21 protein-coding genes and 4 pseudogenes are annotated in these 22,744 nt (G+C 68.3%); 14 read left to right on the forward strand and 11 right to left on the reverse strand.

The window, feature by feature from the left end; translation table 11 throughout:
- Positions 1-462 precede the first annotated feature (462 nt).
- On the reverse strand, positions 463-1,410 hold the full coding sequence (locus IG62_RS0111625) for a LysR family transcriptional regulator (RefSeq protein WP_030800683.1): 948 nt from the start codon (positions 1,408-1,410) through the stop codon (positions 463-465).
- Positions 1,411-1,552: 142 nt separating this feature from the next.
- Here IG62_RS0111625 and IG62_RS50065 point away from each other — a divergent pair, with 142 nt between their 5' ends.
- From IG62_RS50065 to IG62_RS0111650, 6 genes are all read left to right on the forward strand, one after another.
- Complete coding sequence (locus IG62_RS50065) at positions 1,553-1,630, forward strand: putative leader peptide (RefSeq protein ID WP_353962189.1); 78 nt, start codon at positions 1,553-1,555, stop codon at positions 1,628-1,630.
- A 160-nt stretch (positions 1,631-1,790) separates the two neighbouring features.
- Entirely contained in the window at positions 1,791-2,909 is a 1,119-nt protein-coding gene (sfnG, locus tag IG62_RS0111630; protein WP_030800685.1) for a dimethylsulfone monooxygenase SfnG, read from the forward strand.
- 51 nt (positions 2,910-2,960) lie between these two features.
- Positions 2,961-4,178, forward strand: a complete 1,218-nt coding sequence (locus tag IG62_RS0111635) for an acyl-CoA dehydrogenase family protein (protein ID WP_030800688.1) — start codon at positions 2,961-2,963, stop codon at positions 4,176-4,178.
- Positions 4,179-4,234: 56 nt separating this feature from the next.
- The gene (ssuE, locus tag IG62_RS0111640) at positions 4,235-4,789 is read left to right on the forward strand and encodes an NADPH-dependent FMN reductase (RefSeq protein ID WP_030800690.1); all 555 of its coding nucleotides are present in this window, start codon (positions 4,235-4,237) and stop codon (positions 4,787-4,789) included.
- A 5-nt stretch (positions 4,790-4,794) separates the two neighbouring features.
- Positions 4,795-5,979: an SfnB family sulfur acquisition oxidoreductase gene (locus IG62_RS0111645; protein ID WP_030800692.1), complete on the forward strand. Its 1,185-nt coding sequence runs from the start codon at positions 4,795-4,797 to the stop codon at positions 5,977-5,979.
- A 39-nt stretch (positions 5,980-6,018) separates the two neighbouring features.
- Positions 6,019-7,161, forward strand: coding sequence for an LLM class flavin-dependent oxidoreductase (locus tag IG62_RS0111650; RefSeq protein WP_030800695.1), 1,143 nt, complete (start codon positions 6,019-6,021; stop codon positions 7,159-7,161).
- A 284-nt stretch (positions 7,162-7,445) separates the two neighbouring features.
- Here the strand turns inward: IG62_RS0111650 and IG62_RS0111655 are convergent, their stop codons facing one another.
- From IG62_RS0111655 to IG62_RS48550, 4 genes and pseudogenes are all read right to left on the reverse strand, one after another.
- Complete coding sequence (locus IG62_RS0111655) at positions 7,446-8,465, reverse strand: 3-oxoacyl-ACP synthase III family protein (protein ID WP_030800697.1); 1,020 nt, start codon at positions 8,463-8,465, stop codon at positions 7,446-7,448.
- Positions 8,462-8,668, reverse strand: a complete 207-nt coding sequence (locus IG62_RS48545; protein WP_234326417.1) for a hypothetical protein — start codon at positions 8,666-8,668, stop codon at positions 8,462-8,464. Before IG62_RS48545 ends, IG62_RS0111655 begins: the two co-directional genes overlap by 4 nt.
- Positions 8,669-9,084: 416 nt before the next feature.
- Positions 9,085-10,374 (reverse strand): thiamine pyrophosphate-dependent enzyme, encoded by a 1,290-nt coding sequence (locus IG62_RS41715; protein ID WP_324604618.1) that lies wholly within the window; start codon positions 10,372-10,374, stop codon positions 9,085-9,087.
- Positions 10,358-10,720: pseudogene (locus tag IG62_RS48550) on the reverse strand (thiamine pyrophosphate-binding protein); the annotation flags it as partial. The gene IG62_RS41715 and the pseudogene IG62_RS48550, both read right to left, overlap by 17 nt.
- Between IG62_RS48550 and IG62_RS50070 the strand changes: the two are divergent.
- A pseudogene (locus IG62_RS50070) lies at positions 10,627-10,860 on the forward strand (hypothetical protein); the annotation flags it as partial. The pseudogenes IG62_RS48550 and IG62_RS50070 overlap by 94 nt on opposite strands.
- Positions 10,861-11,158: 298 nt before the next feature.
- Here the strand turns inward: IG62_RS50070 and IG62_RS0111670 are convergent.
- Positions 11,159-11,644 carry a DUF3995 domain-containing protein gene (locus IG62_RS0111670; RefSeq protein ID WP_037838185.1) on the reverse strand — a complete coding sequence of 162 codons (486 nt, stop codon included), beginning with the start codon at positions 11,642-11,644 and terminating at the stop codon, positions 11,159-11,161.
- Between the two features lie 515 nt (positions 11,645-12,159).
- Between IG62_RS0111670 and IG62_RS50075 the strand changes: the two are divergent.
- The 4 genes and pseudogenes from IG62_RS50075 to IG62_RS0111685 form a co-directional block, all read left to right on the forward strand.
- Positions 12,160-12,213 (forward strand): annotated as a pseudogene (locus IG62_RS50075) (hypothetical protein); the annotation flags it as partial.
- A pseudogene (locus IG62_RS44535) lies at positions 12,195-13,402 on the forward strand (penicillin-binding transpeptidase domain-containing protein); the annotation flags it as partial. The pseudogenes IG62_RS50075 and IG62_RS44535, both read left to right, overlap by 19 nt.
- Before the next feature lie 257 nt (positions 13,403-13,659).
- Complete coding sequence (locus tag IG62_RS0111680) at positions 13,660-14,058, forward strand: hypothetical protein (protein ID WP_158795034.1); 399 nt, start codon at positions 13,660-13,662, stop codon at positions 14,056-14,058.
- A 458-nt stretch (positions 14,059-14,516) separates the two neighbouring features.
- Complete coding sequence (locus tag IG62_RS0111685) at positions 14,517-14,894, forward strand: hypothetical protein (protein ID WP_030800702.1); 378 nt, start codon at positions 14,517-14,519, stop codon at positions 14,892-14,894.
- Between the two features lie 212 nt (positions 14,895-15,106).
- Here the strand turns inward: IG62_RS0111685 and IG62_RS0111690 are convergent, their stop codons facing one another.
- Positions 15,107-15,850 (reverse strand): pyridoxamine 5'-phosphate oxidase family protein, encoded by a 744-nt coding sequence (locus tag IG62_RS0111690; RefSeq protein WP_234326421.1) that lies wholly within the window; start codon positions 15,848-15,850, stop codon positions 15,107-15,109.
- Between the two features lie 686 nt (positions 15,851-16,536).
- Between IG62_RS0111690 and IG62_RS0111695 the strand changes: the two genes are divergently transcribed.
- Positions 16,537-16,881, forward strand: coding sequence for a hypothetical protein (locus IG62_RS0111695; protein WP_030800706.1), 345 nt, complete (start codon positions 16,537-16,539; stop codon positions 16,879-16,881).
- A 72-nt stretch (positions 16,882-16,953) separates the two neighbouring features.
- Here IG62_RS0111695 and IG62_RS48560 read toward each other — a convergent pair whose 3' ends face one another.
- The gene (locus tag IG62_RS48560; RefSeq protein ID WP_234326422.1) at positions 16,954-17,088 is read right to left on the reverse strand and encodes an IS110 family transposase; all 135 of its coding nucleotides are present in this window, start codon (positions 17,086-17,088) and stop codon (positions 16,954-16,956) included.
- A 479-nt stretch (positions 17,089-17,567) separates the two neighbouring features.
- Between IG62_RS48560 and IG62_RS41725 the strand changes: the two genes are divergently transcribed.
- Positions 17,568-18,458 (forward strand): IS630 family transposase, encoded by an 891-nt coding sequence (locus tag IG62_RS41725; protein ID WP_199812456.1) that lies wholly within the window; start codon positions 17,568-17,570, stop codon positions 18,456-18,458.
- A 462-nt stretch (positions 18,459-18,920) separates the two neighbouring features.
- Positions 18,921-19,940, forward strand: coding sequence for an alpha/beta hydrolase (locus IG62_RS0111710; protein ID WP_051797942.1), 1,020 nt, complete (start codon positions 18,921-18,923; stop codon positions 19,938-19,940).
- Between the two features lie 832 nt (positions 19,941-20,772).
- Here IG62_RS0111710 and IG62_RS0111715 read toward each other — a convergent pair.
- The 3 genes from IG62_RS0111715 to IG62_RS0111725 form a co-directional block, all read right to left on the reverse strand.
- Complete coding sequence (locus IG62_RS0111715) at positions 20,773-21,192, reverse strand: nuclear transport factor 2 family protein (RefSeq protein WP_030800712.1); 420 nt, start codon at positions 21,190-21,192, stop codon at positions 20,773-20,775.
- 224 nt (positions 21,193-21,416) lie between these two features.
- Positions 21,417-22,166, reverse strand: coding sequence for an SDR family NAD(P)-dependent oxidoreductase (locus IG62_RS0111720; RefSeq protein WP_030800714.1), 750 nt, complete (start codon positions 22,164-22,166; stop codon positions 21,417-21,419).
- A 229-nt stretch (positions 22,167-22,395) separates the two neighbouring features.
- Entirely contained in the window at positions 22,396-22,743 is a 348-nt protein-coding gene (locus IG62_RS0111725; RefSeq protein ID WP_030800716.1) for a VOC family protein, read from the reverse strand.
- Position 22,744: the final 1 nt, after the last annotated feature.

The following is a 22,744-nucleotide window of genomic DNA, read 5'->3' on the forward strand; positions in this document are numbered from 1 at the left end:
CAGGAATCGTTGCCTGAGCTGGTTCTTCTTCGGTAGTGGCAGTGCCGGGCGGTGGCTTGGTGGTGTCTGCGTCAGTGGGACCAGTTCAGTGCGTGGGCGATGGGTCATCGTGGGGTCATCGTCGGGTCTGGGGCGGGGAAGGAGAACGTCCAGGAGTCGCCGGACCTCTGCCTGTGCTGGGGACCGGCCCCCCGCCGCCCTCAGGCACTCGTGGCCGCGCCGCTCACGCAACTCCGCCTGGCGGTTGCGCGACCCGACGAACCGTCCCTGGTGTCCGTGCAGAGCACCGCGGGGTTTCGGCGTGGTCGCCCCGCTCGCGCACCCCCGTTGCGGCCGCTTTCGACCATGTCACTTGGACCGAGGCGTCACGGCGGACCCGTCGAGAGAACGCCCTGAGCGCCTGGCCGGCCGCCGCAGACGTCGCCCTGCGGCACTCCCATGGCACCACCACGGCACCGCCATTCAGCCGGTCGCCGCATCAGCCTCCTGGTTCGGCGACGAGCTCAGCGTCCCGTCCAGTTCGCCAGCCCGGCGCACGAATGTCTCCCGCAGGTCACGCGCCGCCTGCGGCACGGACTGGGCTCTGCGTCCTTGCAGCATCAGCAGCACCCGGGGCGGGGCGCCTGCCAGTGGCCGGTAGGTGATGGCGCCGAGTCGTTCCAGCGGATCCCCGATGATGCTGAAGTCCGGCAATACAGTGGCCCCGAGTCCCTCCGCGACCATCAGCTTGCCCATTTCCGCTCCGTCGGTGGAGTACGCCAGGGACGGGGTGCGGCCGTTCAGGAGCCGGTGCACATAGCGGTTCATGACGTAACCGGAGCGCATGGCGATCAGGGGCTGGGTCAGCAGGTCGTCCACGCTCACCGCGGCCCGGGATGCGAGCAGGCTGTCGGGCCGCAGGCACACCACCGGCTGCCCGTGCAGCAGTTGTGTCGACTCCAGGGCGGGCGGCACGTCGTCGCCCTCCAGGTGGTTCACCAGGCCGAGGTCGAAACCGCCCTCGGTCAGGGCCCGGTGTATGTCCGTCTGCTGCGCGGCGACCACCTCCACCTGGGTGACGGGGTGCGCGGCACGGAAGGCGCGCACCACCGGGATGAGCAGCGGCACGGTGGCCGCGTTGACCGTACCCACCCGCACCATGCGGCTGATGCGGTGCTGCTCGCCCGCCGCGGCCCGCAGCCGGTCCACCGCCTCCAGTACGCCGACGATGTGCGGCAGCAGCTCCCGGCCCTCCGCGCTCATCGTCGCCCCGGTGCGTTTGCGTTCCAGCAGATCGACTCCCAGTTCGCGTTCCAGGTTTCTGACGGTTTCGCTCAATGCCGGCTGGGACAGGCGGAGTTCCTCCGCGGCCCGGCGCAGCGAGCCGAGACGCGTCACTGCGGCGATGTATTCCAGTTGTTCTGTCCGCACGGCAGCAGAATTCCTACGCCCCGGGACCGGTTCAAGGGTTTCCCTGTCACAGCTTCGTGAAATCCGGTGGTCCGCGATATGGAACCGGTCGGATTTCCCTTGACTGTCCCGAGCGGCCACTGCCACGATCGACGGCATGAAGATGCGACTGGACCTCACGCGGCGACGTCATGTCGACCTCGCGCGCGTCTCCAGCGCCTCCTGTTGCTCAGCGGCCTGATCCTCGCGATCTGCCGCCCCTTGGTCACGCCACGGCTGGCGCCGCACATGCCGCTGCCACGTTTTCACCGCGCCATTTGAACGTGCGCTGCCGCGCGCCCGCCCCTTTCCCAGGATTTGGCGTCCCTGAACAACCATGCATTCCGCAACAGGAGTTCCGCATGCCCGCGCCCATCAAATTCGCCTATTGGGTCCCCAATGTCAGCGGGGGACTGGTCACCAGCACGATCGAGCAGCGCACCGACTGGGGGTACGACTACAACCGCGAACTCGCCGTCCTCGCTGAGAACAACGGCTTCGAGTACGCGCTCAGCCAGGTCCGTTACATGGCCAGCTACGGTGCCGAATTCCAGCACGAGTCGACCAGCTTCAGCCTTGCCCTGCTGCTGGCCACCGAGCGCCTGAAGGTCATCGCCGCCGTCCACCCCGGACTGTGGCACCCGGGGGTCTTGGCCAAACTCGGCGCCACCGCAGATCACCTGTCCGGCGGCCGTTTCGCCGTCAACGTCGTCAGCGGCTGGTTCAAGGACGAGTTCACCGCCCTCGGCGAGCCCTGGCTGGAGCACGACGAGCGCTACCGCCGCTCGGAGGAGTTCATCCGCGCCCTGCGCCAGATCTGGACCGAGGACCACACCGAACTCGCCGGTGACTTCTACCGGCTGCGTGACTTCTCCCTCAAGCCCAAGCCGCTCAGCGCCCCTGGGCGCCCCCACCCGGAGATCTTCCAGGGCGGCAACTCCACCGCCGCCCGGCAGATGGCCGGCCGGGTCTCCGACTGGTACTTCTCCAACGGCAAGGACTTCGGCGGAGTCGTCGAGCAGATCAACGACGTACGCGCCGCGGCAGACCGAGCAGGCCGCACGACACCCAGGTTCGGCCTCAACGGCTTCCTCATCGCCCGCGACACCGAGGCCGAGGCCCGCGACACCCTCCGGGAGATCGTCGCCAAGGCCGACTCCGACGCCGTCGAGGGCTTCGGTGCGGCCGTGAAGCAGGCGGGCCGGTCCACCGCCGACGGCAAGGGCATGTGGCAGGACTCGAACTTCGAGGACCTGGTCCAGTACAACGACGGCTTCCGCACGCAACTGATCGGCACTCCCGAGCAGATCGCCGAGCGCATCGTCGCCTACCGCAGGCTCGGCGTCGACCTCCTTCTCCTCGGCTTTCTGCACTACCACGAGGAGGTCGCGTACTTCGGCAAGCGCGTGCTGCCTCTTGTACGGGAACTGGAAGCGCAGCTTTCCGACGACGAGCCCTACTCCGCCCCCGCGCCTGTCTGACCCGCGCCTGCCTCTCCCACACTGCTCCGCCCCGCGAAGGAGGTCACCCGTATGAGCACCACCACGGCCACCGAATGGCAGACCCGCCCCGCCCCGGCGACCGCTCAGGACTGGATCGCACGCGCCGCCGAGGTCGCGGCGGTCCTGGCCACCGACGCCGCCGCACGCGACCGCGCCGGCACCACCCCGTACGCCGAGGTCCAGCTCCTGAAGGACTCCGGCCTGGTCACCCTGCTCGGCCCCGTCGAGCACGGCGGCGCCGGCCAGGACTGGACCACCGCCTACCGCGTCGTACGCGAGGTCGTCAAGGCCGATGGCTCCATCGGCCAGCTCCTCGGCTACCACTACCTGTGGAACTGGGCCGCCCGTCTGGTCGGCACCCGCGAACAGTGGGAGCACATCGAGGCCGAGGCCGCGCGCAGCCGCTGGTTCTTCGGCGGGGCCGTCAACCCGCGCGACAAGGACGTCGTCGTCACCGAGGAAGGCGACGACCTGGTCTTCACCGGCCGCAAGACCTTCTCCACCGGCAGCAAGGTCTCCGACGTCACCGTCCTCGAAGGCGTCCTGCACGGCACCGACCATCATGTCTTCGCGATCGTGCCCTCCGACAGCGAGGGCCTGACCTTCCACGACGACTGGGACAACATCGGCCAGCGGCTCACCGAGAGCGGAAGCGTCACCATCGACGGCGTCCGCGCACCGTGGTCCTCGGCGGCCGGCTATGTCGACAAGGAGTTCCAGGCGCGCACCTACAACACCCTCAACGTGCCCACCATCCAGCTCGTCTTCGTCAGCTTCTACCTCGGCATCGCCGGCGGCGCGCTGGAGACGGCGGCCACCTACACCCGCAGCAAGACCAGGCCTTGGCTGCACGGCGGCCACGAGCGCGCGGTCGACGAGCCCCACGTCATCGACACCTACGGTGACCTCACCGCGAAGCTCTGGGCAGCCGAGGCGCTCGCCGACGCCGTCGCCGCCGAGGGACAGAATCTGCACGACGACCCCGGCGCGGTCACCGACCAGATCCGCGGTGAGTTCGAGGTGCGCGTGGCGGCCGTCAAAGCCCGCGCCACCGAGGTCGCCCTGGAGATCACCAGCCGCATCTTCGAGGTGACCGGCGCCCGATCCACCACCACCGCCGAGGGCCTGGACCGCTTCTGGCGCAATGTCCGCACCCACACCCTGCACGACCCCGTTGCCTACAAGCGCCGTGAGGTCGGCCGCTGGGTCCTCGAAGGCGCACTGCCCGAACCCACCTGGTACTCCTGACCCTTCCCGGGGGCGCTCGCCATGCGCGGGCGCCCCCGCTCCCCGAAAGAGGACCCATGACCACCGTCCTGTCCGTCTCCGGCAGCCCTTCCGCCTCCTCCCGCACCAACCGGCTGCTGCGCCACCTCGACGACCGGCTCGTCGCACAGGGCCACGAGGTGATCCCGCTGGACGTCCGCACCATCCCGGCCCAGGCCCTGCTCGGCGCCGACTTCCGGCACCCCGCCATCGTGGAGGTCACCGAACTGTTCGCCCGCGCGGACGGCGTCGTCATCGCCACCCCTGTCTACAAGGCCTCGTACTCCGGCGTCCTCAAGGCACTCCTCGACCTGCTCCCGCAGTACGCCCTCACAGACAAAACCGTGCTGCCGCTGGCCACCGGCGGGTCGACGGCCCATGTCCTGGCCATCGACTACGCGCTCCGCCCGGTCCTCAGCTCCATGGGCGCGGCCCACATCGTGCAGGGCTGGTTCACCCTCGACAAGGACATCACCGTGCGCGACGACGGCTCTGTGGCCGTCGTGGCGAGTGCTGCCCAGGCACTCACCCAGGTGATCGACCAGTTTTCGACGGCGCTGGGTAACAGCCCAGTCCTGGCCGCGGCCGGCTGAGCACCATGTCCGCGCACGTGATCGCCGACGACACCGAGGCCCTCGCCGTCACCGCCGCCCTGGCCGAGGAATTCCGCGCTGGAGCCTGCGCACGCGACGCCGAACGCAACCTCCCACGGGCCGAGGTGGAGAAACTGTCCGCCTCGGGGCTCCTCGCCGTCACCGTCCCCGCCGAGCACGGCGGTGCAGACGTCAGCATGCTCACCCTCGCCGAGATCTTCCGGCTGCTGGCCTCGGCCGACGCAAGCCTCGCCCAGATCCCGCAGAGCCATTTCGTCTACGTCAACGTGGTACGCCGTCAGGGCCGCCAGAAGCAGCAGAGGTTCTTCTTCGCCGAGGTGCTCGCCGGACGCCGCTTCGGCAACGCCCAGTCCGAGGCGGGCACCACACACGTCCAGGACATCCGTACCCGCCTCGAACCACGCTCCGACCACTCCTACGTCCTGACCGGCGTCAAGCACTACGCCACCGGTGCGCTGTTCGCCGACTGGATCCCGGTCCTCGCCCGCGCCGAGGACGAGAACCTGCACGTGGCCTACGTCCCCCGAAACGCCCCCGGCCTCAGCGTGATCGACGACTGGGACGGAATGGGGCAGCGCACCACGGCCAGCGGCACCGTGCGGCTCGACGCCGTGCCCGTTCCGGCCGACCGTGTCCTGCCTCATCACCTCACCTTCCAGCAACCCCAACTCCACGGTGCGCTCGCACAGTTGCTGCACGCGGCCATCGACGCGGGAATCGCCGGGGGTGCCCTGGCCGAAGCCGCCGAGTTCGTCCGCACCAAGAGCCGCCCCTGGTTCGAAAGCGGGGCCGAGACGGCTGCCGAGGACCCGCTGCTGATCCAGCGGTTCGGGGAACTCGCCGTCAAGCTGCGGGCGTCCGAGGCGCTGCTGCGCGAGGCGGCCCGCACGGTGGACGCGGCGCGCGCCGACCTCACCGACGACTCGGCGGCCGAGGCGTCGATCGCCGTGGCCGCCGCCAAGGCACACGCGGCTCACGTCGCGGTCGAGGTGACCGGCGCCCTGTTCGAGGTGGCCGGCACCCGTTCCGCGCTCAACTCCCTCAACCTGCATCGTTACTGGCGTGACGCCCGCACCCACACCCTGCACGACCCGGCCCGCTGGAAGATCCAGCACATCGGCAGATACGTGCTCAGCGGCACACGGCCACCGCGCCACGGACTGCTGTGACGGGCAGTGGGCAGCAGACATTCAGATCGGAGACCTCACATGTCCCTCACCTTCCACTGGTTCCTTCCGACCAACGGCGACAGCCGCCATGTCGTCGGCGGCGGCCACGGCACCCCGGCCACCGCGTTCGGACGGGAGCGGCCGCCGACCGTGGCCTACCTGAGCCAGATCGCCCGCGCCGCCGAGGAGCTGGGGTTCGTTGGTGCGCTCACCCCCACCGGCGCCTGGTGCGAGGACGCGTGGCTGACCACGGCCATGGTCTCCCAGCACAGCGAGCGCCTGAAGTTCCTGGTCGCCTTCCGCCCCGGCTTCGTCTCGCCCACGCTGGCCGCGCAGATGGCCTCCACCTTCCAGCGGCAGACCGGAGGTCGGCTCCTGCTCAACGTCGTCACGGGCGGCGAGGGCCACGAGCAGCGCGCCTACGGCGACTTCCTCGACAAGGACGCCCGCTACCGCCGTACCGGCGAATTCCTCGACGCTGTACGCGAGTTGTGGAACGGAAAGACCGTCGACCTGGCGGGGGAGCACCTCCAACTCGAGGAGGCGAAGCTCGCCCGGGTACCCGACCCGGTGCCCGAGGTGTATTTCGGCGGCTCGTCCCCCGTGGCCGGGGAGGTCGCCGCACGGCACGCCGACGTGTACCTCACCTGGGGTGAGCCGCCCGCCCAGGTCGCAGAGAAGATCGCCTGGATCCGGGCGCTGGCCGCGCAGGAGGGCCGCACCGTCCGCTTCGGTATCCGCCTGCACGTCATCACCCGCGACACCTCCGAACAGGCGTGGGCCGAAGCGGACCGCCTGCTGGCGGGCTTCGACCCGCAGACGGTGCAATCTGTACAGGCCGGACTGGCCCGCAGCGAGTCGGAGGGACAGCGGCGCATGCTCGCCTTGCACAGGGGGAGCCGGGAGAGCCTGGAGATCCACCCGAACCTCTGGGCCGGCATCGGCCTCGTGCGCGGTGGCGCGGGCACCGCGCTGGTTGGCAGCCACGACGAGATCGTCGAACGGATCCGCGAGTACCACGCCCTTGGCATCGACGAGTTCGTGCTGTCCGGCTATCCGCACCTGGAGGAGGCGTACTGGTTCGGTGAGGGAGTGCTGCCACGGCTGGCCGCACAGGGCCTGTGGCACCACCCGCACGACCCCCGGCCGGAGCAGGCAGCGCAGGTACCGTTCGCCAGCTGAAACAACATCAGACGCCTACGCACTGAGCACCAGATGTGGAGTGTGGCCGACCACTGCCTGAGGATCCGGCCACGGCCCCATCGACGAGATCGCCTGGGTGATGGGGACTCCGTGCGGCGCCAAGTGTTGCCATCCGGCGCCAGCGAGACCTCGGTGGGGTCGTCGACAGTGCGCTGCGGGTAGCCGTGGGCTGTCGATGGCCCGTTGCCTCGCGGCGTGCCGAGGGCAGTAGGGGACCGGCTCTCGACAAGGGCAAGTCGGTGCAGTACGGCGATGTGCACGGCTCAGGTCCGTCCACTGTGCCAGCGGACGGCGACGGCACCGGCGAAGTCGCCCGGGTGGGCAAATCCTCCGAGAACCACCAGGTCGCCGTCCTCGACCTGTCGGAAGCTGATCGCGCGGTCCAGGGTGATCGGGATCGCCGCGCCGAAGAGGTTTCCGTACTCGTCGAAGGTGTGCAGGTGGCGTTCGGCCGGCAGTTGCAGCGCTTCCCGCCAGTTCCGTAGAAAGGTGCGGTTGGGCTGGTTGGTGATGAGGGCGTCGATGTCGGTGGTTGCCACGCCGAGCCGCCGGCACAGGTCCTCGACCATTTCAGGGACGAGGCGGTTCCCGCGCGCCAGGACCTTGGCGACGCCGGCGTCGGTGAACCCGATCCGCAGCTGGGACTCTCCCGGTTCCCAGTACTTGCGGCCGTCGTCGAGGGCTACGGTCATGTCCCCGGCGTACTCGGCGATGTGCCGGGTCGCCACGTCGAGGACCGGCGCGTCGGAGGACGTCGTCACGTACCCCACACCGCATCCGTCGCCCGGGATCGCGGCCTGGGCGAGCCGGCGCACCTGGGACTGGGTGAACCACTGACCCGCGGCGCTTTGGGCATTGCAGATCAGGGCGCTCCTCGCGTCGGTGGTGGCGAGGATCTGCCGGGCCAGTTTCAGCATGTACACGAAGGAGGCGCAGCCCGCGTTGGCCACGTCGACGAGCCACTCCGGGTTCAGGCCCAGCCGGCGCGCCACTTCGGTGCCTGCGCCCACGAACGGCAGGTCCGGCAACTGGCTGTGCACCAACAGCACGTCGACGCCCCGGATCTCGTCCCTGCCGTGTCGTTCGATCAGAGGCTGTACGGCGCGTTCGACCATGTCCGCGTTGGTCTCGTCGGCAGCCACGTGGTGCCGTAATGGCGGGACCCTGAACATCGGGTGGTCGCGCAGTTTGTCCTCGGCCCCGGGATGCTCGGTGTAGAACTCCGCGGGAACCGGCTCGCCGGGGAGGTAGCTCGCGACGTCGGTGAGGCTGACCGTCGTCACCGCGCCGCCGCCCTCGACGGCGCCGCGCTGACCGGCAGGCCGTTGCGGTGGCGGTGTTCCAGGATCGCCTTGAGGTTGTGCATCTCCACGGTGTGCCCCGCGTAGAAGAGGTCCCAGTAGTCGCCCACCCAGGGCCGGTCCGGGCGGGGCGCCCTCTCGGGATGGGGTTGGCGTCGTAGTAGGGGTGCCGGCAATTGGTCCATGTGATCACCGAACCCGGCCTGTCCAGCACCAGCTGCGCCGGGACGACGCGCATCAGGTAGATCATCCACAGCTTCTCGCCCTGGTCCCAGGAGCAGTGGTAGTCCACGGTCATGGCGTCGGGGTTGGCGACCACCTCGCAGTAGATCCTGGTGTCGTCCTCCAGCCGGTCGAGGCCGACCCACAGCCCCAGTGTGCCGGAGGGCGCGAAGTCCCGCAGGCTGCAGGTCCATTCCTCCAGGTGGTGCCCCTGGCGCAGGTAGTCGTAGGCCGCCTCCGGGGGCAGTCGACGTACTCGTGGAGGGTGCAGTACTGCCCGTAGACCTGATGGTGGGGGTAGACGGCGTCGGTGAGCTCCATGCAGTGGGCGGTCAGTTCCTCCTTGCCGGCGTTCTCGATCCGGAGCAGGCCGGGGATGTCAGCCAATCTGGACGACTCCTCGTTCATCCGAAGTCTGCTTTTTCGTCGTGTCGTTGGGGTGCGTGGTGACGCCGGCGCTGTCGGTGCGGGCCGGGAAGGGGAGGAACGGCGGGATCTCCCGTGGGTCGCAGTCCACCGCGACGAACGCGGGGCCGCTGCCCGCATTTCCGCGCAGCAGTGCCGCGCGCAGCTGCGCCACGTCGCCGGCCCCCGTGGCGTCGAGGGAGGGGAAGGCGGCGGCCACTCCGGCGGCGAGGTCGGTCCGGGCGAACGAGTCGTCGGTGCGGACACCGCCCTGGAAGAACTCCTCGCGCAACGCGCACATGGCGTGGGCGTTGTTGTTGAAGATCACGAAGGTCACTGGTGCCGCGTACTCCACGGCGGTGTGCACTTCCATCCCGTGCATGAAGAAGGCCCCGTCCCCGGCGAGGACGTAGGTGCGTCGGCCGGTGGCGAGCGCGGCACCGATGCCGGCACCGAAGGTGTAGCCCATGCCGCCCATGCCGACGGCCACCACGAAGCGGCCGCGGCGCGGTGCCGGCAGCAGGTGGACGGCGCTGGCCCCCGCGTTGCCGGCGTCCACGAAGACGTGTGCGTCCTGGGGGAGAGCCGCCTCCACCGCGCCCACCGCCTGACGGTGGGGGAGGGTCCGCCCGAGGGCATGGGGAGGCGGGCTCGGCGCGGGGGCGGGACGAGGGCCGGCGTGCCGGGGAAAGGGACGGGGGAAGGCCGGCAGGCGGGCGGTCACCGCGAGCAGCGCCTCCCGCAGGTCCCCGCCCAGCGCGGTGCCTGCCACGAAGGGCGGTTCCGGACCGATGCAGAGGACATCGGTCGCGGCCAGGGCCCGGTCCAGGCTGCCGCGTGCCAGCAGCGGCAGGCGGGTACCGACCAGCAGGCACACGTCGGCCCGTCGCAGGCAGTCTTCGACGTTGTCGTGGCCCATCACCCCGGCCACGCCTGCGAAGCGGGGATCGCGGTTGTCGAAGACGTCCTTGGCGTCCGGGGTCCCCGCGGCCGGGCACCCGGATCCGTGCCTGCTGCACGTCCTTGGGCAGCAAGAGTACGGCTGGCCCGCGTGGATTCGCCCGAGCCGCCGCCACTGCCTGGGGCAGCAACTCCATGAGCGAGTCCGCGTCGTCCACCCGGGCGCAGAACCGGGAGATGGGGGCGAAAACCTCCCGGGCGTCGAAGGAGCCCGCCTTGCCGCTGGAGTCCTGGAACGCCCCGTGGCCTTCCTGGCCGGTCGGCGGCTGACCCACCAGGGCCAGCACCGGCACCCGCGAGGCATGGGCCTCCGCCAGGCCCGGTACGAGATTCACCCCACCGCCCGAGGTGGCGGCGACGACGCCGAGGCGCCCGGTGGTGCGTGCGTACCCGTCGGCCATGGTGACGGCGGAGGACTCGTGCTTGGCGACGATGCCGCGGACGGCGCCGCTGCGGTGCACGGCGTCGTACAGGTCCTCGATGTTCGCGCCGCCGACGCCGAATACGTGGGAGACGCCGGCCCCGGCGAGTTCCGCGACCAGATGGTCGACCAGGCGTGCCGTTTCCGCGTCGCGCAGGTGGGAGGTCGTGCCGGACCCCAGGCCAGGCGGCCCGCCAGGAGTTCGAGTACATCCGCCACGGCACCGCATCCCTCATGGCCGCGCTCGACGTGAGCACCGGCGAAGTCTTCACCGAGGTGATCGCCCGCAACAACGCGGTGACCTTCACCGGCTTCCTCGACCGGATCGACACGCTCATCCCCGACGGCACCGACATCCACGGCGTCCTGGACAACGGCTCTTCCCACACCGCCAAGCACACCAAGGCGTGGTTCGAGGCCCACCCACGCTGGACGCTTCACCCCGCCCCACGCCTCGTGGCTCAACCAGGGGGAACTGGTCTTCTCCGCCCTGACCCGCAGCGTCCTGCGGCACGGCGACTTCGCCAGCCGCCAGGACCTCATCGACAAGCTGGACAGCTGCATCATCAACCGCAACGAAACCGCGAAACCCTTCCGCTGGACCTACGACGGCACCCCGCTCAAGGCCGCCTGATCGATACTCCTCCACGGAGTTCCCGGCGCAGCATTAGCGCCGCGCCCGAGTGCCGAGGGCAGCGAGGCCGAACAGCACACCGCCCGCCAGGAACCACGGCTCGTACAGGAAGGTGGCGAAGCGCTCAAGGTCGGTCAGTTCGTCGGCCGCCCGGGCGCCGACCGCGAGGGCGGCCCAGTCCAGCACCGAGGGTAGGGCGTGCACCACCAGCAGGGCGGTGGTGCCCCAGGCGGTCGTCCGCAGGAGCCGACGCGGGATCAGGGCGCCCCACGGCCGGATCAGGGCCAGCGCCAGGACGGTGGCGACCAGGGAGAGCGGGATGGCGACCACGTCGATGATCAGCAGCGGCAAGTTGTCGCCCAGCGACAGCCCGCCCGGGAGGCCGGTCCGGCCGCCGAGCAGCCAGTACAGGTGGACCAGGGCGAACGCCAGACCCCAGGCGGTGGCGCCGTAGGAGCCTGCCGTAGCCCACCAGGAGTTGGCGTTCCGGTAGGAGATGTACTGAGTGGTGGTTGCCATGCGGACCACGATGCCCGTAGCAGGATGGCCCCGGCATCGTCCGGGCGGACCATCCGCCTCCCTCCCCAGGGGGAAGCCGAGGTCGACCCAGGAATTGCGGGGACATGAATTACACCTGCGTGCCCTTGGAGGAAGGACCCTGCGATCTCTCCAGGCGGCACGGCAAACATGCAGGTCAGGAGGACTTTTGGCGCCCCTTCGATCATGCGCAGGTGTGGGGGAGTGAAAGCGGGTCTGGCAGGATCGATGCTGACCCAATGCTGACTTTCCTGACGCTGTGTCAGCTACTGAAGCGGGGTGGCGGATGGGCCTCAGGGGGCAGGATTGCGCTGCGGGATTCCGACTCGCTCGCTCTCTGGAGGTATGTGCCAGCGCACCCCCTATGCGGAACATGTGTTCGACGCGGATGATGAGTGGATCGCGTGCCAGTTCGGTACGCCGCTCGTTACACAGACCGGCCGAGGCGCACACTGACCGCGAGCTGAGGCTTTCGCCTCACGGCAGGAGGGGCAGCAATGGGTGATCGCAGTTCGATCGAATGGACAGAGGCCACGTGGAATCCCACGACGGGGTGCGATCGGATATCGCCAGGCCGGAAGCACCGCCCATCAAGGCCGTAGACCGCAACGGTGCCGCGCTGACCGAGAAGGAACACCCGGCGCTGCGCGACGTGTTCTCCAGCCTGCGCGAGCGGTACGGGGACAAGGCCGGCGGCGCAGCGGGCGTGGAGCTGTGGATCGCGCGCGCCAACAAGACCGACGCCGATTCGGGCTCGGGTACGCCAGTCGACGGCAAGGACCCCGAGCGCCTTGACGAGACCCTCAAGGTGCTCTCCAAAGGCACGCCCGGCACGCTCCGTACGACACTCGACTCAAACCTCCAGGCGGTCACCGAGGAGGCGGTGGGCAAGCGCGCGAAAGCCGCGGCGGTCGTGCTCGACCCCGCCACGGGCGAGATCCTCGCTGCCGCCAACTCCCCTGCCGACGGATTCAACATGGCCTTCCAAGGCTCCTTCGCCCCCGGCTCCACGATGAAGGTCATCTCGGCGGCGCTGCTGATCGACAAGGGTCTCGCGGCCTACGGCGAGCCGCACCCTGCCCCAAGTACGTGACATACGGCGGCTGGAAGTTCCAGAACGACGACAAGTTCGAGATCAAGAACGGCACCTTCGAGCAAGGCTTCGCCCGCTCCTGCAATACCGCCTTCATCAGCCAGGCCGAGAAGCTCGACGACGACGAGCTGACCAAGGAGGCGCGGGACGTCTTCGGGATCGGGTTGACCTGCTGGGGCGCCGGAGTGCCGAGTTTCGACGGTGCGGTGCCGACGCAGACCGGCGCCCCGAAGGCTGCCTCGCTGATCGGCCAGGGCGGAGTTCGGATGAACCCGCTCACCATGGCGTCGGTGGCGGCCACCGTCCGTTCGGGGGCCTTCCACCAGCCGTACATCGTCGACCCGTCGGTCGACAACCGGCAGCTCGCCGAGTCGTCCCGCCCGCTGTCCGCGGACACCGCGAAGCAGCTGCGGTCCCTGATGCGGCTGACCGCGACCTCGGGCACCGCGGCCGAGGCGATGGCGGGGCTCGACGGGGAGATCGGTGCGGAGACCGGATCGGCGGAGGTCGACGGGCAGAAGAAGCCCAACGGCTGGTTCACCGCCTACCGGAACGACCTGGCCGCGGCAGCGGTCGTCCCCGCGGGCGGGCACGGCGGATTTTCGGCGGGCCCGATCGTCGCGCAGATCCTGCGCTCGGCGGACTGAGCGTGCGGTAGGTGGCTTTATCGAGCAGTAGTGACGTCACTTGTCGATGGGTTTGAGTTCGGGAGGCACCGGTTCTGTTGCCAGGGCGGCTCGGTATGCCCTTGGCGAAAGGTCCTGGTCATGCCGCAGATGTAGCGACATCCTTGCCCGTACGCCGCTGTCCGCCGCCGCAGCCCAACCGCTGCGGCGGCGGAACGCTTGCAGCATGTACCGAGACCAGGAAAGCCGGGTAGTCAATGAGGGGTCGTTTCACGACCATGCTGGTGGCCAACGCCGCGGTGCTGTGCCTGGTCTCGGCCTGTGGCGATTTTGATGAAGATGATTCGGGGCCTTTCCGCCCGCAACGGGTCATCGGGCACTGGAAGGGTGACTGCGGGTCGACGCTGGACGTGGGCAAGGACGGCACGTTCCGTTTCGCGGACTTCCCGGTCGAGATCCCGCTTGGCAGATCCGAGCCAGTGCGGGTGACCGGCAGGGGAAAGTGGTCCATCGAGAACGAGGGGTACTTGTCTCCGTCGTTCGAGCTCGAACACAAAAAGCAGTTTTACGGTCTGGAGTTCGTGCGCGTTCATGGAGCTCCGGCTCTGAGGCGCCTGGTCGATGTCGACGTAGAGGTTGACTGCCTTTTCCGCAGGACGGACGTTCCTGCCGAATAGCCGTGCCCAGAGCCAGCTGTCCTACGCTGGAGAACCTTCGGCAGAAACGAGCGAGGAATCGAGTATCTCCTCGGCTGTCGTGGTCGAGATGAGTAGCTTGGAGTCTTCGTAAGATCTCCCGTCCGCCATTCGCAGCCACGACAGTGCCGTCATTTCCCCTCAACATTCACGAGCCGGTTGATCACCGACTGCCTCCGGAAGGCGTCGAGACACGCCGTTCATAGAGATGTACGAAGCCAGGTAGGCGAGCCAGGGAGCTCACAGCTCTACGAGACGTCGCGGCAACGTCGACCTGCCATCCCGGGTCTGCCTTCACAGTCGCGGTTGAACAAGCAGCACCGGTGCCGGACGGGGCAACGGGTCGGTCAGAGCCCGCTTACGGGAACCCGTCGGGTCTCGATCGCCCTCAAGCGGGGACTAGGGTGCTGGTGCGAGCAAGATGGGAAGGGTCGAATTCCGTGAACAGGCGTTACGAAGCCCACCTGCGCCAGGCTGGGCGGTGGTGGAACGTCGACATTCCTGAACTGGCTCTCTACAGCCAGGGGCGCACTCTGGGGGAGGCCGAAGCTCGCGCCCGCGACATCATTGCAGGGGCGCTCCAGGTGCCGGCTGATGACATCCGTGTGGATCTGGTCATCCCGGAGGCAGCAGGCCCATTGCAGCGCGTCCGACAGGCTCGCGCCGAACTGATGTCGGCCATCGCCGCAGAGCAGCAAGCATTGGCCGAAGCCGTCCATGTTCTCGTCACGCAGCTCGGTCTGAGCCAGCGGGACGCGAGCCGGATGCTGGGCATCCCGCAGGAGCACGTCTCTCAAATCGTTGGCGGCCAACTCTGACCTGATGCGGCGCGGCTCTGCAGGCACGATCGCGGTGCTCCCGGGACCAAGCAGCCACATCTCGGCGATGCACCGACCGCGGAAAACGAACCTGACGCTACCTTTTGGGGCCTCTGCGCCCCTTCCGCCGCCCGGAATGTCACATGCTGTCCGGCGCTCGCGGAGTGTCTCCGCCTGCACTCGCTGCACCAGCGTCCAGCAACAGGCTTTGGCTAGCAGAACCAGCCTCGGAAGGGCTTTTCGCCCTCCTCCTCCGCGTCGGCGTTCCGCCGCGCCACCATCGCCAGCAACCGCTCGACCGAGCGCTGCCATACAGCGGCACGCGTCGGTTCTCCCGCCTTCGCCCATGACGGAACGTAACGCTTGCGCCGCCGCGGCTGGTACGGACGGCGGTCCGGGGCCTCGGCCGCCGCGCCGAAGAAGTCCCCGCCCTTGCGCTTGAAGCCGTCCGTGCCCGGCGCCTGCCCCTGGTCCTGCTCTGCCGACGCCTTCCGCAGGTGCGGAATGTGCTTGGCGCAGTGGATGTACGCCTCCTCAACGGTGATCTCGACCCACAGTTGGGCTCGGCGCCCGGGCACGGGGTCGACCGGCAGCTCGGGCTGGGCGCGGCGCATCTCCTCGTCGGAAACGATCCGGGCCCGCCCGTTGATGTGCAGGCCGATTCGGTCCTGCAGGAAGTCGATCATCAGGATACCGACGTGGGGGTTTTCCTCGATGTTGCCGAGGCTGGCGAGCACGCCGTTGCCCCGGTACTCGGGGTAGACCAGCGTCCTGTCGTCGAGGACCTGGAGGAAGCCGGGCGGACCGGCCCGGAAGGTGCTGTCGCACTGACCGTGCCGGTCGGAGGTGGCCAGGAAGCACATCTCCTGGCGCGCCACGAAGTCCCGCATCCTGGTGTTGAGCCGGTCCAGGACCTGCTCGTCGTAGAACTTGTCGGCGCGTGCGGTGGTGCCCATACGCTCCTGGAGCTCGTGCTCGCCATCGCTACCGGGGCGGACACGGCGGTCTGCAGCGGGCATTGGATCCACCGTGGGCATCCGGCCTGCCGTGGCCATCTGGTCCGGCACTCCCACCTGGTCCTCCCTGAACGCCGCCTGAACGCCGCCAGCTGCCCCGGCGTTCACTCGTATGTTCACGTCCACATCTCCTCCGTTCCCTAAACCCGTGCCACGCCGAGCTCTTCAAGGGAGTCGCGCCGTATGCGGTGAGCAGGGCAGCAACGTGCGGGTCACACCGACGCCGAGACGTAGATGCCGGACGCGGGCGGGGCTGGGCGGGGGGCTCCATCCCCGCCCACGTCAGGCGCGGATCCTGCCGTACGGGGGGACCTCGGATCCGTTGGGTGCCGACGATCAAGTCGGCACACTCGGTTCTGCGCCGTCGGCTGTTCAAATGTCACACCGGCAGGTCGAGCGACTGACAGAATTACTGTGGGCGCCCATATCGGATGTATTGCGCTCGCCGGGTAACGCAACGGCACCCTTCTGACGCAGAGCTGAATGCGGGCGTGTGTGCAGCGACCCGTATGCGGCCACAGTAGGGGTGTCTCTCGCGAAGAAATCCACTCTGACTGCGGCCTCTCGCTCTTACCGCCAAGGCGGTGTCCACATCCGATCGGACTCCAGTGAATAACACCAACCCCATGCCGGGAAATCAGCCATACGACCACAGCCAGGGCAGCAACCACCGGCGCGACCGTAACCGGGACGGCTCCACCACAAGGCGCACAGCCCTGGTCATCCACACCATCGCCGACATCGCCGCCGTGTTCCTGGGCCTATGGATCCTGCTCTACCTGCTCGAAGCCAACCAGGCGAACGTCTTCGTCGAGTTCGTGGAAGGCATGGCGGACATGCTGGCCTGGTGGTCACAGGACATCTTCACCATGGACACAGACGGCGTTCGCGTTCTCCTCAATTACGGCCTGCCGGCCGTGATCTATCTGCTGACCGGACGCGGAATAGCCGCACGGATACGCCGCCTCTGACCACTTTGCCACCAATCCAGACCTGTGAAGAAACGAAGGCGGTTCAGCAACAGGTCTGAAACCGGGCTACTTTCACCTCCTCCACAAAAACGTGACGACGAACTCAAGACTCCTGTACGGCCCCTCGCACGGAACGCCGTTCTCGTCGATCGCGACGCAGTGGTGGTGGGTCTTGCCTGCGTCGATGCCGGCCCAGATCGTGGCCATGGTGCCTCCGTGCGATGCGGTGTGCTGATACCTCCCGACGGACGACCTCGCTGTCGATTCCCTACCGAGCGATCATTCGCAATTCCTAATTGGCAGCCGAGTCGTCGTGGGGCGTCGGGCGGCCAATCGATGGAAGCCACAAGCGGCAGAACCTTGAAAGCCACACCCGACGCCCCTGGGTGGGCCAACCATACGAAGGGCTCGCCCAGTCCCGTGGAAGAACGTAGGGAACCTTGAGCGGTGGGCGGGGCTGTGACCAGCACTGGCCCGAGAAGTGTTGAGCTGTCGCTGACACACCGCTCAACGTTCGGTACACGGGACAACGGTGCGGCAGGTTGCGGCTCGTCGCGCTCCGTTTCTCCCGATCGGTCTGCTCTTCCATGCCCGCTGCCACGGCCTGTCCGATAGTCCTGACCGCCGCCGAGCGTAGACGGCTGAAGAAGGTAGCCTGGGGCCACAAGACACCCCACCAACTGCGCATGCGCGCGCAGGTCGTGTTGCACGCGGCACGCGGACGCTCCAACGCGCGCATCGTCCGCGAGACGGGGCTGCACCTGGACACCGTGCGTACATGGCGGGGCCGTTTCGCCGACGGCGGCCTTCCCGCCCTCGCCGACCGCAAGCGGTCCGGTCGGCCAGCCTCGTTCACCGCGTTGCAGGTCGCCGAAGTTAAGGCGCTGGCCTGCCAGTTACCTGCCGAGACCGGCACCCCGCTGTCGCGCTGGTCGTGTCCGGAACTGGCCCGGGAGGCGGTCGACCGGTCGACCGCCGGGTCGATCTCGCCTTCCACCGTGCGGCGCTGGCTCAAGCAGGACGCGCTCAAGCCCTGGCATTACCAGTCCTGGATCTTTGTGCGCGACCCCGCCTTCCGGCCCAAGGCCGCGCGCGTGCTGGACCTGTACGCCCGCACCTTCGACGGCGCCCCGCTGGGCGAGGACGAGTACGTGATCTCCGCGGACGAGAAGACTTCCATCCAGGCGCGTTGCCGCTGCCACCCGACCCTGGCACCCGGGCAGACCCGGGCGATGCGCGTCAACCACGAATACGACCGCGGCGGCGCGTTGGCCTACCTGGCCGCCTACGACGTCCATCGCGCCCGTGTCTTCGGCCGCTGCGAACCTAAGACCGGCATCGTGCCCTTCATGAACCTGGTCACCCAGGTCATGACCACCGAGCCCTACGCCAGTGCCAGACGCGTCTTCTGGATCGTCGACAACGGCTCTTCCCACCGAGGGATGAAGGCCACAGATCGCCTCACCAGGGCGTTTCCGAACGCTGCCATGGTCCACAACCCCCGTGCACGCTTCCTGGACGAACCAGATCGAGATCTTCTTCTCGATCGTCCAACGCAAGGTCGTCTCGCCCAATGACTTCCCGGACCTCAGCGAGGTCCGGGATCGGCTCCGAGCATTCGAAGACCGCTACAACGCCACGGCACAGCCGTTCCAGTGGAGGTTCACCACCTCCGACCTGGACGAACTGCTGGTCCGGATCGACCGACACCCAATCCGTCGGCAGGAAGAATCCTCCGCCCGTCCCGCTGCGTGATCGATCAACCCCCGAAGGACTTCGAGCGTCGACCACTGGTGTCCCGTCTGGCCTAACCCTGATGGTGTACGTCATACGGACCAGCCACGATTACTGAGGGGTCGACTCCGTCACGTAGGGAATCCGCAGACATGAGAGCAACAGACGTGGGAGCAATTCGCACCGTGCCCAGGGCCCGCCGCCTGCGCCACCTCGCCGTGGCAGCATTGCTGACCGCGACGGCGACCACGATGAGCGCCTGCGGCACAAGCCGTGATGGAGCCACCCCGGGTACCACCCAGGGTATGGCGGCGGTGACCGCGGACGCCAAGTACGTGCCGTGCGGCAAGCCGCCGCAGAAACTGGAGAAGATCGACCAGGACTTCCTGGACCAGCTCGCGGCCGCCGACGGCAAGCCGCTGTACGACCTGTCGTACCCGGCCGCCCGTGGCGTGCTGAACAAGCTCCAGGCGGGCCCCGTCCCGATGCTGCCCGCGCAGATCACCGAGCGCACCGTGCCGGGCGGCCCCACGGGGCCGGTCAACGTGCATATCGTGCGCCCCGCGGGCGTCAAAGGGAGGCTTCCCGGCATCGTCTACATCCACGGCGGCGGCTGGGTTCTCGGCAACTTCAAGACCCACGAGCGCCTCGTCCGTGAACTCGCACATGGCGCCCGCGCCGAGGTCGTCTTCGTGGACTACACGCCTTCTCCGGAGGCCCAGTTCCCGGTTCCGATCGAGCAGGCGTACGCCGTCGCCAAGTGGGTCGGCGCCCACGGCGCCGAGATCAGCCTGGACTCCAGCCGGCTGGCTGTTGCCGGTGACTCGGTCGGTGGCGACATGACCGCCGCGGTCACGATCATGGCCAAGCAGCGCGGTGGCCCGCACTTCCGCCAGCAGATCATGCTCTACCCGGTCACCGACGCCAACTTCGACACGGCGTCGTACCGCCGCTACGCGGAGAACTGCTGGCTTGCCCGGCCCGCCATGAAGTGGTTCTGGAACGCCTACGCTCCAAAGGTCGCCGACCGCGCCAACCCGCTGGCCTCGCCGCTGAAGGCGACCGTCGGGCAACTGCGCGGCCTGCCGCCGGCCTTGGTTATCACCGACTCCGACGTGCTGTTGGACTCCGGCAACTCCTATGCCGCGAAGCTCAGGTCGGCGGGAGTGCAGGTGACCTCGTCGTACTACAGCGGAGTCACCCACGACTTCATGATGCTGGACGCGCTGCGCGACACGCAGGCCAACAAGGCGGCGGTCGCCCAGACCACGGCGACCCTGCGTGAGGCGCTCTACGCGCGGACGACCCCCGTCGCCGGTAAGTAGGGCGGCAGCAGACCCGGTTCCGGACGACGGAACGCGGCGGCGCGATGACGAGACCGCCGCGTTCCGAGCCCTCCGAAGCCCCGTGCCGGCCCGGCCCTCCCGCGCCGGGCTCGCTCGCAAAGGGCCTTTGTGGTCTTTGACGCAGGTGCGTAGATGCCGGGACACAGACCCTCGCCGCAGGGCGAGGGCCTAATCATGGGGCCTTCCCGAGCAAGCTGGGAAGGGCGGTGTCACGCGAGGATCTGGGCGGCCGTCTTGCAGGGCCGCGTTGGCGGCTGTGTCGTGGCCGCCCTCGGGCCGTACGAACACGCGGTCGTTGGCGAGGAGCCGCCACCCGGCGCGGGCAAGGAGGAATGCAGTGGTGGTCTTGCCCGCCCCCTTGTCGCCTGGTCCTCCCGGTGATCCAAACGAAACGGCCTAGTGGTCCCGCTCGTCGGCGGAGCGAAACCCACCTCCGCTCCCTGCTTGGTCCAGCCGAATACCCGCCTGTGGGTGGAGCCGATGTCGATGAACGCGACTTTGGCCGCATCGGGCTGCACCCGTGCATGCGCCGCCAGTTCGGCCAGAGGCGTGCGGTGCACCGCGTGCAGTTGCAGGCCATGGCCGTGAGTCAAGGAGCGCAGGAACGTGCCGTGCTCCCTTCTTTCCGGCGAGTTTGCTGCAGAGATCGCCGAACGCGGCCTTACTCAAGACGGCGCGGATGTCCCTCTGTGGTGGTGCGAGTTCGAAGCGGGCGTGGCGAACAGCACGGGTGGGGCGAAAGGGCCAGTTCGCTTACGGCTCCGCCACGCCGCCGCGCCTGGTCCCTCGGCGACTGATCGAAGGTAGATGCTCATTGCTTCGGCCAGCGCTCCTCGGGGAACGTGTCGCCGTACATCGGCAGTCCACTCAGTGAGTTCGCGCGGGATGCCTCGTCCTCGATGATGTCCCAGTGCTCCCTGAGCAGCCCATCCTCCATGCGGACGAAGTCCGCGGCGATCCAGGGCACCGGTTGAGCGTGCCCGGAGAACCGCCCGCGGACCACCACCATGTCGCCTTCCGCCATGATGAAGTCGACTTCGTGCCGTAGCTCGTCCGGCAGGATCTTGACCAGATCGAACAGACCATCTCGGCCGGGCTCGATGTGTGCACTGTGCTGTGTGTAGTCCGGGGACCAGAACTTCTCGGCCGCTGCGTAATCCCGCTTGTTGAAGAGTGTGTCGAACGCCTCCCGGACGATCTCCTTGTTCCTCTCTTCCACGGTCTGTCCCATGAGAGTTCTCCCTCCAGGTGATGCCGGAATGCTTCTCTCCGGCAGATCCGACGAACAGCGAGCACAGCCGCAACGCGGGGATCGACCCTGCCTTTGCGTACGCTGACGCCTCGCCGAGTGGCCTCCCGTGGCGCAGTACATGGCGTCAGCCACAGTGCGTGGTGGGGTGGTTTCATTGAACTCGCGGGAGGAGCCGAGACTCCCCGGATTGCCGGAGTCCAACCTCAGACTTGAGCCATGCCGCCGTCGACGCTCAGGTCCATGCCTGCACAGAAGCTGCTCTCGTCGGATGCGAGGAAGAGGGCGGCTGCGGCGACTTCCTCGGGGCGTCCCATGCGCCCGAGGGGAATGGCGGAAGCGAAGGCTGCTCTGATCGCGTCCGCGCCTTCCTTGGAGTGTGCTTGGCTGTCCATGATCGGGGTGTCGATCGGGCCGGGGCTGAGGGTGTTGACACGGATGCCGCGGTCCTTGAGTTCCCTGGTCCAGGTGCGGGCGTAGGAGCGCACGGCGGCTTTGGTGGCGCTGTAGGTGGTGTACCCGTCGTGGCCGGTGTAGGCGGCGATCGATCCGACGAGGATGACCGAGCCGCCGTCTTTCATCAGTGGCAGCGCATTTTGGGCGGTGAAGAGGGTGCCGCGGGCGTTGAGGTTGAAGGTGCGGTCGAAGCTCTCTTCGGTGATCTGGCCGAACTCCTGCGGGTCGACCAGACCCGAGTTGGCAACGACGACGTTGAGCTTACCCTTCTGCTTCTCGATGGTCTGGAAGAGCCGGCCGAGGTCGGCGGGGACAGTGACGTCGCCCTGAACTGCCGTGACGTTCCTACCTATCTCGTCCTTCGCCTTGTCCAGTTCGGGCTGGCGACGCCCGGTGATGAACACGTAGGCGCCCTCCTCCACGAACCTCTGCGCGATCGCGAATCCGATCCCGCTGCTGCCGCCGGTGACGAGGGTGACCTTGCCGTCCAGCCTGTTCATGGCTGTGACCTTTCATGTATGAGTCATGGGGGATCCGGTAGCCGGGCCCCGTGGGTTTCTCGCCTGATCCGGCCTTCTGCCGGGGCGTCCGCGGCATACGGTGGCCGACGCGAGCCGGTCGGGGAGAACGCGATGCGCCCAGCGGTGCCCCGCGCTGCGGGACAGGCAAGTGCCCTGTTGGCAAATGTGTTCGCCGGGTCCGGTGCGTACTGCACGGCTGGTTCCGTTCTCATCCGGCGATGAGGTCGAATTCGTTGCCTTCGGGGTCGGCGAACGTCGTCCAGCGGGCGGAGCTCTGCGTCACGTCGCGGATCCGGGACGCGCCGAGCGCGAGCAGCCGCTGTGACTCTGCCTCGAAGGCGGGGCTGATGAGGTCGAGGTGCAGCCGGTTCTTCACCGACTTCGGCTCGGGGACCCGGTGGAAGCTCAGGCGAGGGGCGGCCCCGTCCGGGTCGAGTGTGGCGAATTCGGGGCTCGCGCCTGAGGCGACGTCCCTCCCGAGTACCTCGGCCCAGAAGCGGGCGAGCTTCTCGGCGTCGGCGGTGTCGACGCTCAGGCCGTACACGATGTTGCTCACG

The organism is Streptomyces sp. NRRL S-337, from assembly GCF_000720175.1.
Lineage (GTDB): Bacteria > Actinomycetota > Actinomycetes > Streptomycetales > Streptomycetaceae > Streptomyces > Streptomyces siderophoricus.